Annotated in this window: 15 protein-coding genes; 4 read left to right on the plus strand and 11 right to left on the minus strand. The window is 44.3% G+C overall.

Going from position 1 to position 16,444, the window contains the following annotated elements:
* Nucleotides 1-47 precede the first annotated feature (47 nt).
* Complete coding sequence (gene ssb / locus JNN12_04405) at nt 48-536, minus strand: single-stranded DNA-binding protein (protein MBL7977560.1); 489 nt, start codon at nt 534-536, stop codon at nt 48-50.
* A gap of 182 nt (nt 537-718) precedes the next feature.
* Between ssb and mazG the strand changes: the two genes are divergently transcribed.
* Nucleotides 719-1,543, plus strand: a complete 825-nt coding sequence (mazG, locus tag JNN12_04410) for a nucleoside triphosphate pyrophosphohydrolase (GenBank protein ID MBL7977561.1) — start codon at nt 719-721, stop codon at nt 1,541-1,543.
* Here the strand turns inward: mazG and JNN12_04415 are convergent.
* The 6 genes from JNN12_04415 to JNN12_04440 all read right to left on the minus strand — a co-directional run bounded on the left by JNN12_04415 (nt 1,540) and on the right by JNN12_04440 (nt 8,413).
* Nucleotides 1,540-2,721: a DUF1624 domain-containing protein gene (locus JNN12_04415; protein MBL7977562.1), complete on the minus strand. Its 1,182-nt coding sequence runs from the start codon at nt 2,719-2,721 to the stop codon at nt 1,540-1,542. The genes mazG and JNN12_04415 overlap by 4 nt on opposite strands.
* A gap of 121 nt (nt 2,722-2,842) precedes the next feature.
* The gene (locus JNN12_04420; protein MBL7977563.1) at nt 2,843-3,307 is read right to left on the minus strand and encodes a hypothetical protein; all 465 of its coding nucleotides are present in this window, start codon (nt 3,305-3,307) and stop codon (nt 2,843-2,845) included.
* Nucleotides 3,308-3,337: 30 nt separating this feature from the next.
* Nucleotides 3,338-5,032: an ATP-binding protein gene (locus JNN12_04425; GenBank protein MBL7977564.1), complete on the minus strand. Its 1,695-nt coding sequence runs from the start codon at nt 5,030-5,032 to the stop codon at nt 3,338-3,340.
* Nucleotides 5,029-6,117, minus strand: a complete 1,089-nt coding sequence (gene rlmN, locus JNN12_04430; GenBank protein MBL7977565.1) for a 23S rRNA (adenine(2503)-C(2))-methyltransferase RlmN — start codon at nt 6,115-6,117, stop codon at nt 5,029-5,031. The genes JNN12_04425 and rlmN overlap by 4 nt, the downstream gene beginning before the upstream one ends.
* A gap of 3 nt (nt 6,118-6,120) precedes the next feature.
* The gene (locus tag JNN12_04435) at nt 6,121-6,858 is read right to left on the minus strand and encodes a lycopene cyclase domain-containing protein (protein ID MBL7977566.1); all 738 of its coding nucleotides are present in this window, start codon (nt 6,856-6,858) and stop codon (nt 6,121-6,123) included.
* Between the two features lie 19 nt (nt 6,859-6,877).
* Complete coding sequence (locus JNN12_04440) at nt 6,878-8,413, minus strand: NAD(P)/FAD-dependent oxidoreductase (GenBank protein MBL7977567.1); 1,536 nt, start codon at nt 8,411-8,413, stop codon at nt 6,878-6,880.
* Between the two features lie 83 nt (nt 8,414-8,496).
* Between JNN12_04440 and JNN12_04445 the strand changes: the two genes are divergently transcribed.
* The 3 genes from JNN12_04445 to JNN12_04455 all read left to right on the plus strand — a co-directional run bounded on the left by JNN12_04445 (nt 8,497) and on the right by JNN12_04455 (nt 10,643).
* Nucleotides 8,497-8,961, plus strand: coding sequence for a MaoC family dehydratase (locus JNN12_04445; GenBank protein ID MBL7977568.1), 465 nt, complete (start codon nt 8,497-8,499; stop codon nt 8,959-8,961).
* Nucleotides 8,958-9,824, plus strand: coding sequence for a CoA ester lyase (locus JNN12_04450; protein MBL7977569.1), 867 nt, complete (start codon nt 8,958-8,960; stop codon nt 9,822-9,824). The genes JNN12_04445 and JNN12_04450 overlap by 4 nt, the downstream gene beginning before the upstream one ends.
* 126 nt (nt 9,825-9,950) lie before the next feature.
* Nucleotides 9,951-10,643: a hypothetical protein gene (locus tag JNN12_04455; GenBank protein ID MBL7977570.1), complete on the plus strand. Its 693-nt coding sequence runs from the start codon at nt 9,951-9,953 to the stop codon at nt 10,641-10,643.
* Nucleotides 10,644-10,648: 5 nt separating this feature from the next.
* Here the strand turns inward: JNN12_04455 and JNN12_04460 are convergent, their stop codons facing one another.
* From JNN12_04460 to scpA, 4 genes are all read right to left on the minus strand, one after another.
* Complete coding sequence (locus tag JNN12_04460) at nt 10,649-11,536, minus strand: tyrosine-type recombinase/integrase (protein ID MBL7977571.1); 888 nt, start codon at nt 11,534-11,536, stop codon at nt 10,649-10,651.
* Between the two features lie 146 nt (nt 11,537-11,682).
* A complete protein-coding gene (locus JNN12_04465) occupies nt 11,683-13,089 on the minus strand; it encodes an alpha-L-fucosidase (protein MBL7977572.1) in 1,407 nt (468 codons plus the stop codon).
* A 54-nt stretch (nt 13,090-13,143) separates the two neighbouring features.
* The gene (locus tag JNN12_04470) at nt 13,144-13,782 is read right to left on the minus strand and encodes a hypothetical protein (protein MBL7977573.1); all 639 of its coding nucleotides are present in this window, start codon (nt 13,780-13,782) and stop codon (nt 13,144-13,146) included.
* Nucleotides 13,783-14,300: 518 nt separating this feature from the next.
* A complete protein-coding gene (scpA, locus tag JNN12_04475) occupies nt 14,301-16,439 on the minus strand; it encodes a methylmalonyl-CoA mutase (protein MBL7977574.1) in 2,139 nt (712 codons plus the stop codon).
* Nucleotides 16,440-16,444: the final 5 nt, after the last annotated feature.

Genomic DNA, 16,444 nt, shown 5'->3' on the forward strand with positions numbered 1-16,444 from the left:
CCGGCACCAAGGATCCGACCCGATCGTTTTAATAGGGACATCGGCACTTAAAAAGGCAGATCGGCTGTTGCTTCAAGAACTTCCTCGCCAACTGGTTCAGCAACAACCCGATTTGCACTACGTCCATTGGCATAACGTTTGGTTGCATTTTGCTGACCATTGCCATTTTGCTGGCTCGTATGCTGAGAAGTAGCTTCTGGAGAGCGATCCAGCATCATCATTTCGTGGACTCGAATTTCGGTCAAATAGCGTTTGTTACCATCTTTATCTTCGTAGGAGCGAGTTTGTAAAGCCCCCTCAATATACACTTTACGGCCCTTGGTCAAATACTTTGCACAAATATCAGCCAATTTGTCGAAAGCGACGAGGCGATGAGGCTCTGAGCGCTCCACTGTTTGGCCATTACCATCTCGGTACGACTCATTGGTCATAACAACAAAATTGGTAACGGTTATTCCGGATCCGGTTGCACGGACTTGAGGATCTGCGGCCAAGAAGCCAATGAGGGTAACGCGGTTGATGGTGTTGTGTGCCATAGGAATACCTCCTGAAATTATTTAAAGTTTGTACAAGAACCCTGGTCTGTTCGATGTATGACGTATCTTCTTTCATGAACCCAACCAGGAGATAGTTTGGTTGACACTGCAAGAACCATTTGTTCGTTGCTAATGCCAAACTAAAAACCTACGGTGACAACAGTATGTCATAAGGCAAAAAGATGGAAATAAAAAAAAATGATATCCCCCCTGCTTCGTTGGCAGCAGAAAGCAGTGCACAAGCCTATGCGGACTTTATCCAGATCGTTCATCGTCTCAGAAAAGAATGTCCGTGGGACCGAGAACAAACCCCCGAAAGTATCCGGCATTTGATTATAGAGGAAGCATACGAAGCGGTGGAAGCCATTGAAAAAGGAGATTGGGAAGAACTTCGGAAAGAATTAGGAGATCTCTTTTTGCATATTGTATTCCACGGCGTGATGGCGGAAGAAAAATCACGATTCACCATAGGAGGCATTTTGCACGGGATTTCAGAAAAGCTAATTCGTCGCCACCCACATGTTTATGGTGATCTTGCTGTAACGGATGCGCAATCCGTCTTGGAGAATTGGGAAAAGATTAAGCAGCGAGAAAATCCCAGTAATAAGTCTGTTTTGTCTGGAATACCTACCCATCTACCAGGTCTTTTACAAGCACATCGTATTCAGGAAAAGGCTGCAGGAGTTGGATTTGATTTTCCTAATCCTCATGAGGCTTTTTTAAAGGTGAAAGAAGAATTACAAGAATACGAGGAAATAATGTCCGATCCTTCCATTCCAGAAGAAGACAAAGAAATGGAATTAGGTGATTTATTGTTTTCGATTGTAAACCATGCTAGACTTATCGGCCTAGTTCCAGAAAATTCAATCCGCCTTACCAATAAAAAATTTATTCATCGCTTTTCTTATGTTGAAAAAAAACTTGCAGACCAAGGAAGGAGCTTTTCGGATACTGGTTTAGATGAAATGGATCAGTACTGGAATGAATCCAAGACATTTGAGGTCTAAATAAGATGTATTACCCAATCATTAATAAGGAATAAATACAAGAGTAACCCAGTCCCAACTATTTGAAAAATTTTAAACTCTGAAGGTTTTTCTTTTTTAAACCATGACCAAAATCTGGCATAATAAAACATAGAAATAAAAAGAATCAATGCATATATAAATGCGGGCAAGACTTGCATATTATATCGTAAGGAAGGTAATATGCTTTGGTTTAGAGGGGATCCATACACAATAAAAAGGTGCATCACATATATTGCCAAAGTCTCTTGACCCATTAGGGTGACATGGCGCAAAAGGGGTAGTCCATGCGGATTTTCTGAAACCTTAGGCTGGATATAAGCCTGATCAAGCCAATATAGAAAAGAAATAATAAGTAGTATATATCCTAAATTATGCAATACTAAAAAAGAATAAACACCATCTGGATCTTTAAAAGGATTGATCCAATATTCTATCCCTGGTTTTCCAATCATAATAAACAGTATCCCGATTAAAGTGAACCGAATTATAATTTGTTTTATAGAAATGACTTCTTGCCATTTCTTGAAATAATATGCAGAAATAATACCTGCCAATAAATACATGCTCCACGGAAAAATCGGGAAATAAGAACCGATAGATTTATCCAGATACCCCCTTATCCAAAGTGGCACAGCCTGCAAGTCGCTTCCCCAAAGATAGGGCGTTGTTAAGAATATGAAGAGAAACAAAAAAGACAAAAACGTAATAAAGACTTTCTTCTTTTTTAGTAAGTAAACTAAAAACTGGCAAAATGCTAGCGTTATACCAATAATCTGAAGGGCATCAATCTGGAAAAAGAATAAAATATTCTTCTCAGACATTTGGGTAAGGAGTTTATAAAAAGAAAAATAAGCCAAATGCAGCCAATAACCAATTGCAAGAAGCAAAAGATATCGCCTTATCCTTTTCCAAAGTGCGGGCGACCATTGGATGAAGTGTGTCCATTTTCTAAATGTGGCAACACCAAAAGCCAAGCCAGAAGAAAACAGAAAGATAGGACTTGTAAAACCATGAATGAATGTATGCGCTCCTTGGAACCAGTCCATCTTTTTAATTTCTGGAGAAAGATACGCATCAAAAGTATGCCCTTGTAGCATTAACACAACGGCAGTGAAACGGAAAATATCTACAAATACCCAACGATTGGCGGCTTTCATGAAAACGATTTTATGCAGTTTGAAAATCAAATGTAAACATGGAAAGGCACTGCTTCCAAATCATCCTAAAAAAAGGGTCAGTCAACGAATGAACTGACCCTTAATTGCACCATAGAAGACCTTAGAACCTGAACCATGCCATTTTCCCTGTCATTAGACCAGGTAAGAGGGAGAGCAGTAGAAGAAACAAAGCAGATAGCTGATACATAAACAACTTTTTATGTGCTAACATACTTGTATTCGCCTTTTTGCTCGCAATACTACCTATCTGAACCATCACGACAGCAAGAATCATGAGCAATAAGTGTTCAACGGCATAGAAACGAATCGCACTTACTTTCATCAAAGCCATGCCCATGCCTTGCCAAAAAGGGATGTAAATAATGGCATACAGGATCAAACCAACGAGCAGTTGCAGATGAAACAAGCCTGTCAGTATGACCGATTGTTTTCGCAAAGAGGGCGACATTTCCATATTTGCTTTCCAGCCTTGGAAACTTTTTACCAATACCAAGGCCATCAATATCAAAATCGCCCAGCGGTTATACGAATGCAGATATCGAAGAATTTCTGTAAACAAATACATGTTTTTTATTAATTTGGGGTGATAAAGGGCTTAGAATAAATCTTTCATTTGTTTGCGAATATCGGTGATTTTTTCATTTTCTTCTGCACGCATGGCGGCATAGAAATGCTCATCGTAGCTTCTGGTTTTAAGCACAACTGGCATTGGAACCGCATGCCCCATTACCAACGCTTGTTGCTTTGAATCGAGGCTTGCAAGTACTTGCCGTAGGCCAGAGGCATCGCTGGTTCCAACCAAAGCAGCGTTTAGGTCTTTTTCATCATTTAACTGAGCAACGATTTTGGTTCCAATCTGGCTTAGGACTTCGTCATCAATGGCACTCGGTCTTTGGTCCACAATCAGGAGAGATACAAAATATTTCCTCATCTCGCGTGCAATGACCCCAAACGGAGTCTCTGAAGCAATGCCAGGTTGAAGAAATTTATGCGCTTCCTCGATCGTAATCATCAATTGTGGTGGCTTATCTTCTTCTTTGCGGGAAGAGAGATACGCATTCGTTTTCTGTTCATATGCAGCACGCAAACGACGGGTGATGATATTGGCCACAAACATGTAGGCTTTTAGGCTGTCATAACGGCCAAATTCCAACACAACGGAACGGTTTTTCAGGATATTCTCCAGTAATTGTTCTATGACATCGGTTTTTCCGCTTCCTGGCTCCCGTTTAAAAAAACCAAGTCCACAAACTTGTTCTAACTTGCGTTTTAGGGCAGCAACAGACTGAAAATTGGCCCCGCAGTCTTTCGCTAACTCATTTAATTCTTCTTCAGAGTCAGATTTCAGCAGACGAATGAGCCAAGATTTACCCAGTTTATTGCGTAAAAGATACGTACTTTCTGCCGCTGTTTGGGTAAGGTTTAACGTATTTTGTAAGGGTAAAATGTCTTCTGGTTCAACCTGGTCTGCATAGAGAAAAACTTCATAATCCGGATTTATGCCATTGTTTCGCTTGCGTGTACTTTCTGGATCCAGCGAAAAGATGGCCACTTTTCCAGGAAATAGTTCACGTAGTCCTTTGACAAAAGACGCCGATTTTCCTTCCTGTCTTGCTGATATGCCATACTCCGAGTGCATATCGAAAATTAGATTTACCGCTTTGTCACTTTTTAGCGTACCGCAAATTAGCAGGCGCGTTAGGAAGGTTTTTCCAGTTCCTGTTTTTCCAAAAACGGCATTGCTCCTTTCAACGAGACGATCCAGATCAATACAAACGGGAATTTCGTCCATATCCAAGGGAGCACCGACATGAAAAAAACGCTGTTTTTGGTTTTCGTCTAAGTTGGCCTCGTGTCCAAAAATGCGGGCAATGTCTTCGGCTTGGGCTTCGCTCACCAGTGAGAAATGACTAGGAATGGTTTTTACCCGCGAGGCTTCCAGTCGTCCTAAATCTGGATGGCTCCCATTAGGGGTCATTAATAGGGGTTTCAGCACAACCGTCACATAGGTTGCATGTCCCATCATCACTTGACGCAGCAATAAATCTGATGTATCAGGTGGATTTAACAATATATTCGGATTTGCAGCTTCCAACGAAACATCGGTGATCATGGTGAAGAAGTCGTATTGAGCACCCTCAACCACCATAAACTTCCCCGCTTTTAATTGTTCAACGGAATGGTTTGCATCCAACCGCATGATGATTCCCTTACCCAAAGAACCTTGGGTAATGACCCCAAGTTTAGGGCGCTGGCTAGCATAAGGTGTATGGGCTGTGATTTTGCTCATTGCGCCGCTGTTTTCTCGATTTCCCCTACATTTATCGCTAACTGACCACATGCTGCCTCTATATCTTGTCCTCTGCTCCGTCTAACCGTTACGGTTACCTTATTTGCAACAAGTACACGGATAAAGGCATTTAGCCGTTGTTCGCGGCTCGCTTCAAAAGCCACTCCTTTCACGGGGTTAAACATAATTAGGTTTACCTTGCTTGGCGCCCATCGAACAATTTTTGCCAAGGCTTTTGCATCCTCTTCATGGTCATTGAAGTGATCAAAGATACAATACTCGTAGGTGATTTGGTTTTTGGTTCGCTGATAAAAATACTGTACGGCCTCTTTAAGCGCTTTTAGGTCTGTTTTGAGGCTTCGGTTTACTGGCATAATTTCCGACCTTTTTTCGGGAGTGGGGGCATGTAGAGAAATCGCCAAGTTAACCTTAACATCATCATCGGCTAGGCGCATGATTCGTCCGGCAAGTCCGACCGTGGAGAGCGTAATCCGGCGAGAGGCAAGGCCCAACCCTTCTGGTGATGTTAAAAGACCAATGGCTTGTAATACCTGCTCATAATTTTGAAGGGGTTCCCCCATGCCCATAAAGACGACATTTGTAATTTTACGCCCATATTGTTCATTTGCCAATTGGTTCATTTGCCAAACTTGGTCATAAATTTCACCTGCATGAAGGTTCTGCATAAATCCCATTTGCCCCGTCGCACAAAAAGTACACCCCATTGCGCAACCTACCTGACTCGAAACACAGACCGTAAGGCGAGAAGCATCTCCATCCTCATCAAAACCAGGAATAAGTACGGTTTCTATCGCCTTGCCCGAATGTAGTTGGTAGAGACTCTTTACAGTTCCATCTATTACAGAGGTCTGCATTTGGATACATTTCAGGGTCTGAAGATCAAAATGGGTATCGAGTGCGCTTCTAAATGCAGTGGGGAGATTAGACATCGCTTCGAAAGATGTTGCGCCCTTTGCATACAGCCATTGGAAAAGTTGACGTCCTCTGAAACGCGGTTCGCCCAATGAAAGGGCAAGTGCTTCTAACTGTTCTAATGATAAAGACTTAATATTTTTTTTAGACATTCTTTATTCTGTTTCTATCTTTGGGTGATCTCCTTCCCAAAAGCGCATAAAGATAGATAGTCCACCCAAACAAAGTAGGTTGGTTATTAGGAAAAATGTGGCTTCTTCAATTGGGAGACCTAATATATGCCATCCAATTGTGTAGTTCCTTGAAATTTCCCATATCCCCAGGCCAATGGCGATCCGATCGGCAATCCAGAGATACACGGTTGGGATACTCAAACTCCAGATGAAGGTGCGGCGGATGTCCCAAAGGGCCGACCCGATGAGGTACCACATACCCGCAAATACAGGGGCTGCCCAAGCCAATATTAATCCCATATAGGTGGTTTTGTCAAATGTTAGCATGTACACACCAGCACAGGCAGCCAACAACCAAAAAGTTACGCCCACATACCGGACATAAGGATACAAGAGACCCGTTGGCCGCTCCGATTTTCGGCGGGTATATAGTTGGAAAAAGAATAATCCGGTCAATATAGGTTGTAACAAAAAGAAAAGGTATTCTTCTATGGGAACATAACCAATCACCCCAATAACTCGTTCGTTGCCATACCCCCAAATTCCCCGATAGACCAAATAATTGTCCCATGGCGTGGTATAAACAAAGGCAATTCCCATTACAGCGAGTAAATAGAACCAATGTTTTCCCTGTGTACCCGCTACTTTTGAGGGAAGCATGTACCACAAAAGGCCAATGACTGGCAGAATAAAAACAAAATGGAATTGTAAATATGTCATTTAACCTTATGATTTATTATCAGATACGTTTTTTTTCTAAGTCTTTCAAAATGACCCTTGCGGCGCTTCGTCCAGAGGCGCCCATAATTCCACCACCAGGATGTGTGCTGGCACCTGTTAGGTAAAGCCCTTTCAAGTGGGACTTATATTCCGACATACCAAGCATGGGGCGGAGCATAAACATCTGATCTAATGTCATTTCGAGGTGCATTACATTGGCCCGATATAACCCCAATTCGCGTTCTAACCAAAGCGGATGTTGAAACAATGTGCCCACAACACTGGCTTTGGTTCCTGGTGCATATTCCTCAAAGGTATCCAAAATATCTTCTGCGACGGCAGGTGCGATCTCGTCCCAATGCCCGTTTTGCAGTTCGTATGGAAAATATTGCGCCCATAACCAGAGGACTTCGCCACCCGGCGGAGCAAGCGTGCCGTCCACCGCACTAAAAGACATGGCAACAATCGGCGGGCGAGGGGTAGGCTCTCCTTTTAAGTAGTGACCAAAAGCCCGGCTCACTTCTTGACGGTTTTCGCACAGGAGTTGCAGGGCAATCCGTGACTCAATCCCGGAAAAGGCTTTATATGAAATAGGTTTGTTCAGTGCAAGACGTAAGATGGCACCAAAACCATTTCCTACTCGCAAAGATTTTGCTTGTTCGGGTTGGTGTTCACTCGGCAGCAACTTGGTAAATGTCTCTAAGGCATGGGTACCAGACACAACGGCTCGTGCAGTATAATCTATCCCATTAGAGTGAATGCCTATCACTTTTTTTTCTGATACCAAAAACCGGCTTACAGGACTATTAACAAAGACGGTGCCTCCATAATGTTCTATCTGACGTTGGAGTGCTTGTGTTAACATTCCTGAGCCTCCTTTTGGCCGTGCAGCACCTCCTTCATGGTACAAAGGGTGCCATAACAAGAAAGGCGCATTGAGAGGTTCCGTAGGCGGTGGCCCAGATTGTGCCGCCATCCATACCATCGGAGATTTAATCTTTTCCTCCTTGAAATAGTGATCCACCACCTCGCCATAAGGCTTTAGAATCATGGGTAAGGCTTTTTTCCAATCACCTTGTATGGCTTTTCCTAAAACGAACTTTTTACCCAATTCCAATGGACTTGGCGTGGACAGAAAAACTTCTTTGACGGTTTTTGCAAACGGAGACCAATCGGCCAAAAAGCGACGATAGGCTTCTCCTTCGCCGGGGAACTTCAATTCAAGATGGTCTATGGTTTTATCTGCACTTCGATAGAAAAAAACAGCATCGTTATCTTTAAAGGGGGCAAAAAAAACCGGATCAAGTTCAAGATAACTTAATCCAAATTTCTCCAGTTCCAATTCCTCGACAATGGGGGTGAGTCGAATTAGTATGTGCGCGCTCCCCCCTAAGTCAAATCGGTATCCGGGCACAACTTCCTCGGTCGAAACAGCCCCCCCTACCATGGAACGCCGCTCAAAAACCCCAACCTTATACCCTGCTTTTGCGAGGTATGCAGCAGTAATAAGGCCATTATGGCCTGCACCAACTAGGATTACATCAAAATCAGGCATATGACAATTGGCTAACTGAAAGGCGAAAGAGACCCAAATGAATGTATATTGTGTGATCTATAAAAACCAAACCGTTTATCGCTATGGGACGCTACTACGACGAATTAGAAACGGGTGAGGTCATCCGTCATTACGTAACCAAAACCATAACGGAGGGTGAGCATTTTTTGTTCTGCTCGATCACCTTAAATACACAACCTCTACACATAGACGCCGAGTTTGCCCGGAAATCTACTTTTGGGCGCATTTTGGTTGATGGGCTTTTTGTGCTCAGTCTGGCAGTGGGCATTTCAGTGGGCGACCTTACTTCCGGGACCATTGTGGCCAATCTCGGCTATGATTCGGTGCGCCATACCCATCCGGTTTTTCATGGAGATACCATCCATGTGGAAACAGTAGTAATCCAAAAAAGACTTTCTGCCTCTCGTGAAGGTGTGGGAATTGTTACTTTTCTGCATAAAGCCTTTAATCAAAGAGAAGAAATAGTATTGGAGGTAAAACGAAGCGCCATGATGTTGATGAAACCGCAAAAAAAACCCTCGGTATGAGACGAAGTTTTCTTTTTATGCCCGCAACCGACCGTCATAAAGCAGAGAAAGCTGCAAAAATGGAGGTAGATGTGGTGGTCTTGGATTTGGAAGATGGCACTGCCTTATCCAGAAAGGAAGAAGCAAGACAAATTGCTGTTGCCATTTTGAACGAGGTTGAGTTTGGAAATCGGTTGGTTATGGTGCGCATAAACGACCTAAGAAGCCCATTTTGGCAAGATGATCTGGCTGCTTTTTCTGAAAAACTGCCGGATGGAATTGTGATTGCGAAAACAGAAGCCGCATCTGAGGTAGAAATGGTGGCGGCATATGTAGAGGAGCAGGAACAAAAGTTGAGCATAGAAGCGGGCCGAACAAAACTCTTTGCGGTAATCGAATCTTCAAGAGGGTTGGTGTCAATTCGAGAAATTGCGATGTGTTCGCAGACGTTCCCCAGACTGTCCGGATTGATTTTTGGTGCCGAAGATTATGCGGGGAGCGTTGGAGCAACACGAACAAAAGAAGGAATTGAAATTCTGTTTGCCAGAAGTCGTTTGGTAATGTTTGCCAAAGCTTTTGGCTTGGATGCCATTGACACCATTTACGGCAATTTTAAAGACATGACGGGACTTGAGGCGGAGACAACTTGGGCAAAAAATTTGGGATTTACCGGAAAATTGGCCATCCATCCTACCCAAGTGCCCGTGATCCACCAGGTATTGAGACCCTCCCAAAAAGAAATTGAGGAAGCAAGGCAATTGATTCATGCCTACAAAGATCATCAGGAAAATGGAAAAGGGGTATTTTCGTGGAATGGTAGAATGATGGATGCACCAAATATTATTCAGGCGAAGGAAATTTTAATTCGTGCTAATTTATTGTAAAATCATTCTGCTGTGAAGTAAAAAATAAAAAGATGGCACGTTTTTATCTTTTTAGATATGTGCTACCTCCAAAATTGTGTTCCGCCACTTACTTCCTTCTGTTTCTTAACATAAACCATAACATTGATGCCTGAATTTGATACGGTAACGTACCAAGTAGGCGCGGCGTTTCCTGATCTCACCCTTGGTATAGACGATGATTCTGTATGGGCAAGTGCGGAAATGACTGCTGAAATCTTGGGCAAAAGTTTATCAGAGGTACAGTCTCTTCTAAGCCATAAAAAAATCCAAACCCTGTTTGATACAGCTCACTTCCGCAGGTCTTCCAACACCGAGGGGGGGGAGCAGATGTTTATCTCGTTGGATGTCATCCTTTACCTCGCAACCAAAACCCATTCAGAAAAAGGAATGCGTTTTTGTATGTGGGCGTCCGAACAGATCAAGGAACGGCTGCACGAGAAAAAGTTTTCCACCATGCGGGAACGGCTTGAACTTTCTGAAAAACGATTGGATATCCAGCGTAAGAAGAAAGAAATGGTATTGGATATTACGGACAAAAAAACCGAAATCCGCAGGAAACGTTTGGAAATGCAAAAAGACTTGTTGACAGTCCCCGAGCTGGAAAAAGTCAAAATTGCACTCGAAGAGCAGCGCCTGCTACTGGATAAAGCAACCGAACTCTCCAATATTCTTGCCACCATTACAGTGGATGAAAACAAAACTGTGGTGGGGAGCGAACCAGTCCTTGTACCCATTTTAGACGAAGGAGAGCGAGATATCGTGAAGATGAAACTGATGGAACTGATCCTTAAGTTTTAATACCCTTAAACGTCTAAATAATCTGAAGAACTCTCATTGGGTCGTGCGTGGGTATAACGCCCAGTAGTGGCAACCGACGCATGACCTAATGTTGCTTGTACCAGATGGATCGGCGCTCCCGCATCTAAGGCATGACTTGCGTGGGCGTGTCGCATCCAGTGAGGACTGACCTTTTGCCATAACCCAGCTTTTTCGGCAGCTTTTTTAACAATTCTATACACTTGTACTCGCCCGAGTGAGCCGCCTTTTTTACTCCTAAAAATCGGATCATCGGGTGTTCTATCTTTTTGTAGTTGCAACAATTCTTCCGTGGTGGCTTTGGATAACCGGATAGTGCGGGTTTTGCCACCTTTTCCGAAGACCACGACTTGACTACCGTTATTGCGGATGGTAAAATCACGCCATGTAAGTGCCGTCATCTCGGAAACCCGAATACCTGTGCTGTATAAAAGCCTCAGTATGGCATGATTGCGCTCATCGGTTTCCAAGGCCAGCATAGTAGCTAATTCATGTTCACTTAAAATTCGTTCAGCAAGCGTGTCTTTGAGTGCTGGAATCTTTAAGGGGGCACCAGTGTCATAGACGAGATAGCCAAGTCGGTGAGCAAAAGCAATAAGGCTTTTGACAGCATAAAGTTTTCGTTTTTTGGAGCCATCGGCATATTGAACCAACGCATCTGAAAAAATTTGCAGGTCTGCCAAAGTCAATGACTTAATAGGCTTATCTATGAAATCTAAAAACTGCCGAATGTCGCGTGCATAATTTTCGATGGTATTGGCAGGACGACCGTGTAGCCAAAGCCGAACGAGGTGCTCGTCATTGATAGCTTCTTGAGAGGCGATTTCGGGCTGCTCGGTCTTGATGAGTACAAAACTGCGTTTGGGTACTGGCATGGGTTAACTATTTGGTTGGGGGTGTGATCAGCCTATCTGTTGATATAAAATACAAAATACCAAGACTTGATGCAACATAACAATACTTATGTTACATTAAAGAAACAGACAAAATTCAAACATTGGATAACCGTTATGCGACCCTATCAATCCGTCCTGAAAAGCTGAACAGTTGAAATCAACGGGCACGCCCGCGACTGCTCGATGGTTATTTTGAGCTTAGTGGCTTTGATCGTTGGGAATTTCAGAATGCGCTTATAACCAATGGTGGTTCCGGTGGTGATGGTTTTCCATTTGCCCTGAACCTCAGCCGCCACCGAAAAACGCTCTACACGTTGTCCTAAGGCAATGTATTCTTGTATTAGTACCGTATTAACCTCGGTTGGATCGTTGAACGTTAATTCCAACCAACCTGTTTTTGCCTCGTTCTTTGTTGTCCAGTAAGAATGAAAGTTGGTATCTAATACGTTATTTCCTGAAAACCTACGTCCTTTTTTTGCAGTATCCCCAATAACGGTTGCATAAGTGGCCAGATTTTCGCGGAAGTCCTGATCCAATTGGGCACGCAAGCCCATCAACGCCGTAGAATCATTCGGATGAACCAACCCCCGTGTATCTACGGGTATGTTGAGTAATAGATTGGCATTTCTTCCAACGGATTCATAATATATTTGCCGTAATTTTTCAATAGATTTCACTTTTTCGTCTTCACTGGAACGGTAATACCAACCGGGTCGTATGGACACATCCACTTCCCCCGGAATCCAATGGGTTCCGTTGGCGTGGCCTTCGATGAGTTCTGTATATTTGGGATAACCCGCATAAACTTCAGCTCCGCGCAACAAAGACCAATTGGTTTCGCCTGCATATCCGGCTTCATTTCCAATCCAGCGTACATCGGGTCCGCCATCACTAAACATCACCGCATTGGGTGCATATTTGCGTACTGTGGCATGGAAAGCAGGCCAATCATACACTTGTTTTTTTCCGTTTGGCCCCTCCCCATTCGCACCGTCAAACCAGAATTCAAACACTTCTCCGTACTGCGTCAGCACTTCCCGAATTTGGTTTGTGTAAAGTTCATTATATCTTTGAGAGTCCCCGTATTCCGGTGCATTTCGATCCCACGGAGACAAATAAATTCCAAATTTAAGGCCATATTTTTTAGCGGCTTCCGAGAGTTCGCGTAACACATCACCATTCCCCCCTCGCCAAGAACTTTTCTTCACCGAGTGTTCGGTATATGCGGAAGGCCAGAGGCAAAATCCGTCGTGGTGCTTTGCGGTGATAATCACGCCCTTCATTCCAGCGGCCTTGAAAATGCGCACCCATTGTTCGGCATCAAATTGCGTTGGGTTAAATTTTTCTGGATGCTCGCGGCCATCGCCCCACTCCACACCCGTAAACGTGTTCATATTAAAATGGACAAAGGCGTAATACTCCAACTGTTGCCACGCCAATTGCTGTTTGGTGGGAACCGGCCCAAAGGGTTTGGGAGGCTTAATGTTATTGCAAGCCATTAATAAACAAGTACTTAAGAGCAGAAGACGCATGACTTTGGGGGTTTAGGTCAGTTGTTTTTCCGTGGGGAAGTTTGAGTTGTTCAATCAAATCACAATATCCTTGATATGCCCTAAAATGTGTAAAATAAGCACCAATTCATCGTATTGTGTCGCATCAAATGCTTTGCTCACGCAATATTTTTTCTCGTGCAAGGTGGTGAAATACCAATGCCTCCCCAAAATATAGCAACCATAAATAGGTTTTTCGTCTTGGTTTAATTCCTGTGCAATCAGCATGGCAATCAGCATTTGCCCTTCGGCATCGTCCTGTATTTTCTTGCCTTTCTTAAATTCTTGCATAAAAAAATAAGGCTTCTGCGGCGTGTTGATGCCATAAGGGGAAGCCAATAACGCATCGCAAATCACCGTAAGCGCCGTATCATTTACCGTAGCGGATAAACTGCGCTCATAAAACAACTTGATCTTGTGGGCAACTTCAAATTTTGCAAAGGTAAATACAATAGACAGAAAGTGCATTTTAAGCTCTTCTTCATTCCAAACATCTACTTCCCAAGCCAAACGCTCGCGCTTCTCTTCCAATAATTCGGGTAAGGCAAAATCGTTTGGAACAATAACATCAAGCCACCGATTGAGATGTGCACACGTTATATCGCGCTGAAGTTGGAAATGCCCTAAAACATGATCAATATCGTACTTGACTTTCTTGAAATTGATGCTCGGCATGGTGGTGCGGATTCGTGTATGGGCACGCCAAGATACGAAATTAGCAATTAGATTGCCACGAAAAGCGGTAATGGAAACGAAACTGATTCTTCATGCCGCCACGCTTTGCAACACGATTGCGGGATGCTGTGTCACAATGCGAAGCAATGTTTTGGACGCGCCTTGCGGTTTGCGGCGACCTTCATGTTTTACAATGGTTTAGAAGTTGAAAATCTGATAAGTTTTTGCGCCTTTTAACCATCTGTAAAATCTGTCAGATTAAAAGTATCAATCGAATCATGGTTCGACTTCGCTCACCATGACATTAATCAAATCAATCGTAAATCGAATCATTCAATCGTCCATGTGCCGCCTTTGGCAAGCAGTTGCGCAACGCGCTTCCTTTGCCCTTTATAGCCACGACTTCTGTGGTGTGTTGATTTGGACTTCCGACCAATACTTAGCGCATGACGCGACTTGGTTTCATAACATCTGCAAGCCACCTCAAATAACGAGATGGCTTACCTAGAAGTTCAACGTTACTCCGCAACCGCTACCGGTTTGGAGAGTTCTTCCAAAATCGCAATGGCTGCTTGAGCAATGACGGTTCCCGGGCCAAAAACAAAGGATGCGCCGGCAGCCAGCAGCGTAGGCTCGTCTTGTGGCGGAATCACCCCGCCCACTGTCACCAAAATATCTGGCCGTCCCAATTCCTTGAGGGCCTGCACCACCTGCGGAACAAGGGTATTGTGTGCCCCTGCCAAACTGGAAACACCCAATACATGCACATCATTTTCCACCGCCTGACGTGCCGCCTCGGCGGGGGTTTGGAAGAGTGGGCCAATGTCCACATCAAATCCCAGATCGGCGAAACTGGTAGCAATCACCTTTGCCCCGCGGTCGTGGCCGTCCTGGCCCAATTTGGCAACCATAATACGCGGACGGCGGCCCTCGGCCTCGGCAAAGGCATCCGAAAGGGTTTGTGCTTTTTGGAAGGTTTCGTTATTTGCCATTTCTTTTGCAAAAACTCCGGATACCGACCGGATTTGGGGTTTAAAACGTCCGAAGACCACTTCGAGGGCATCCGAAATTTCGCCCAATGTGGCGCGTCGGCGAGCGGCCTCAACGGCAAGCGCCAAAAGATTTCCTTCGCCCGTTTTGGCACATTCGGTAAGTTTTTCCAATGCAATCTTGACTTTTTCTCCGTTCCGGCTGGCCTTTATTTGGTGCAGACGTTCAACCTGCGTAGCACGTACCGACGTATTATCCACCACCAACACTTCCAAATCGCCCGCTTCCTTGTCTTGGCGGTATCGGTTTACCCCAACAATCACATCCAGCCCCGCATCAATCCGGGCTTGTTTTCTTGCAGCAGCCTCCTCTATACGTAGTTTCGGAATACCAGCTTCAATGGCCTTTGTCATGCCTCCCAATGCTTCTACTTCTTGGATAAGAGACCACGCTTTTTTGGCTAACTGATCGGTCAGGTATTCCACATAATAAGAACCACCCCAAGGATCCACTGTTTTGCAAATTTCGGTTTCTAATTGTAAAAAAATCTGTGTGTTTCTGGCAATTCGGGCAGAAAAATCAGTGGGCAGTGCAATGGCTTCGTCTAAGGCATTGGTGTGAAGAGATTGAGTATGTCCCATTGCCGAGGCCATTGCTTCGACGCAAGTACGCGCTACATTATTAAATGGGTCTTGGGCGGTGAGGCTCCAGCCTGATGTTTGCGAGTGCGTCCGTAAGGCCAACGACTTTGGATTTTTAGGGCCAAACGTCTGGACAATTTTTGCCCAGAGCATCCTCCCTGCCCGCATTTTAGCAATTTCCATGAAATGATCCATACCAATCGCCCAGAAGAAAGACAGGCGCGGGGCAAAAGCGTCAATATTCAAGCCCGACTTAATGCCCGTCCGGAGGTATTCCCAACCGTCGGCAAGGGTATAAGCCAATTCGATATCGGCAGTTGCTCCGGCTTCCTGCATATGGTAACCAGAAATAGAAATCGAATTAAACTTAGGCATATTGGCCGAAGTATAGCGGAAAATATCTCCAATAATATGAATAGACGCTTCTGGCGGATAAATAAAAGTATTCCGTACCATGAACTCCTTTAGAATGTCGTTCTGGATGGTTCCGCTGAGTTGATCATTCGCAACACCTTGTTCTTCAGCGGCCACCATATAGAAAGCAAGCACGGGTAAAACCGCACCATTCATCGTCATGGACACCGAGATTTTATCCAAAGGGATTTGATTGAAGAGGATTTTCATATCCTCCACCGAATCTATGGCCACGCCAGCCTTCCCCACATCGCCCACCACACGCTCGTGGTCTGAGTCGTAGCCTCGATGTGTGGCCAAGTCAAATGCAACGGAAAGCCCCTTTTGTCCGGCGGCGAGGTTCCTCCGGTAAAAGGCATTCGATTCTTCTGCCGTAGAAAATCCGGCATACTGACGAATCGTCCATGGTTGGTTGACGTACATGGTGGCATAAGGCCCACGCAAAAACGGTGGTATCCCAGCAGCGTACTCTAAATGTTGAAGGCTTTGGAGGTCTTCAGGCCCAAAAGCTGGCTTGATGGAAATATGTTCTGGCGTTTCGATAGGCGTATATGCCTCTGAAAAAGTAAATGCAGAAGGTTTTAAGGCTATTTTTGAGAAATCTGGTCTCATTTTAT

The sequence above is a fragment of the Bacteroidetes Order II. bacterium genome, assembly GCA_016788705.1.
Classification (GTDB): Bacteria; Bacteroidota; Rhodothermia; order Rhodothermales; family UBA2364; genus UBA2364.

Bases quoted from the DNA above. Each gene is read 5' to 3' on its own strand.
- JNN12_04440 (MBL7977567.1), bottom strand. From the start codon at position 8,413: ATGCCTGATTTTGATGTAATCCTAGTTGGTGCAGGCCATAATGGCCTT.
- scpA (MBL7977574.1), bottom strand. From the start codon at position 16,439: ATGAGACCAGATTTCTCAAAAATAGCCTTAAAACCTTCTGCATTTACT.
- JNN12_04425 (MBL7977564.1), bottom strand. From the start codon at position 5,032: ATGAGCAAAATCACAGCCCATACACCTTATGCTAGCCAGCGCCCTAAA.
- JNN12_04470 (MBL7977573.1), bottom strand. From the start codon at position 13,782: ATGCCGAGCATCAATTTCAAGAAAGTCAAGTACGATATTGATCATGTT.
- JNN12_04460 (MBL7977571.1), bottom strand. From the start codon at position 11,536: ATGCCAGTACCCAAACGCAGTTTTGTACTCATCAAGACCGAGCAGCCC.
- rlmN (MBL7977565.1), bottom strand. From the start codon at position 6,117: ATGTCTAAAAAAAATATTAAGTCTTTATCATTAGAACAGTTAGAAGCA.
- JNN12_04445 (MBL7977568.1), top strand. From the start codon at position 8,497: ATGGGACGCTACTACGACGAATTAGAAACGGGTGAGGTCATCCGTCAT.
- JNN12_04450 (MBL7977569.1), top strand. From the start codon at position 8,958: ATGAGACGAAGTTTTCTTTTTATGCCCGCAACCGACCGTCATAAAGCA.
- ssb (MBL7977560.1), bottom strand. From the start codon at position 536: ATGGCACACAACACCATCAACCGCGTTACCCTCATTGGCTTCTTGGCC.
- JNN12_04465 (MBL7977572.1), bottom strand. From the start codon at position 13,089: ATGCGTCTTCTGCTCTTAAGTACTTGTTTATTAATGGCTTGCAATAAC.
- JNN12_04455 (MBL7977570.1), top strand. From the start codon at position 9,951: ATGCCTGAATTTGATACGGTAACGTACCAAGTAGGCGCGGCGTTTCCT.
- mazG (MBL7977561.1), top strand. From the start codon at position 719: ATGGAAATAAAAAAAAATGATATCCCCCCTGCTTCGTTGGCAGCAGAA.
- JNN12_04415 (MBL7977562.1), bottom strand. From the start codon at position 2,721: ATGAAAGCCGCCAATCGTTGGGTATTTGTAGATATTTTCCGTTTCACT.
- JNN12_04435 (MBL7977566.1), bottom strand. From the start codon at position 6,858: ATGACATATTTACAATTCCATTTTGTTTTTATTCTGCCAGTCATTGGC.
- JNN12_04420 (MBL7977563.1), bottom strand. From the start codon at position 3,307: ATGTATTTGTTTACAGAAATTCTTCGATATCTGCATTCGTATAACCGC.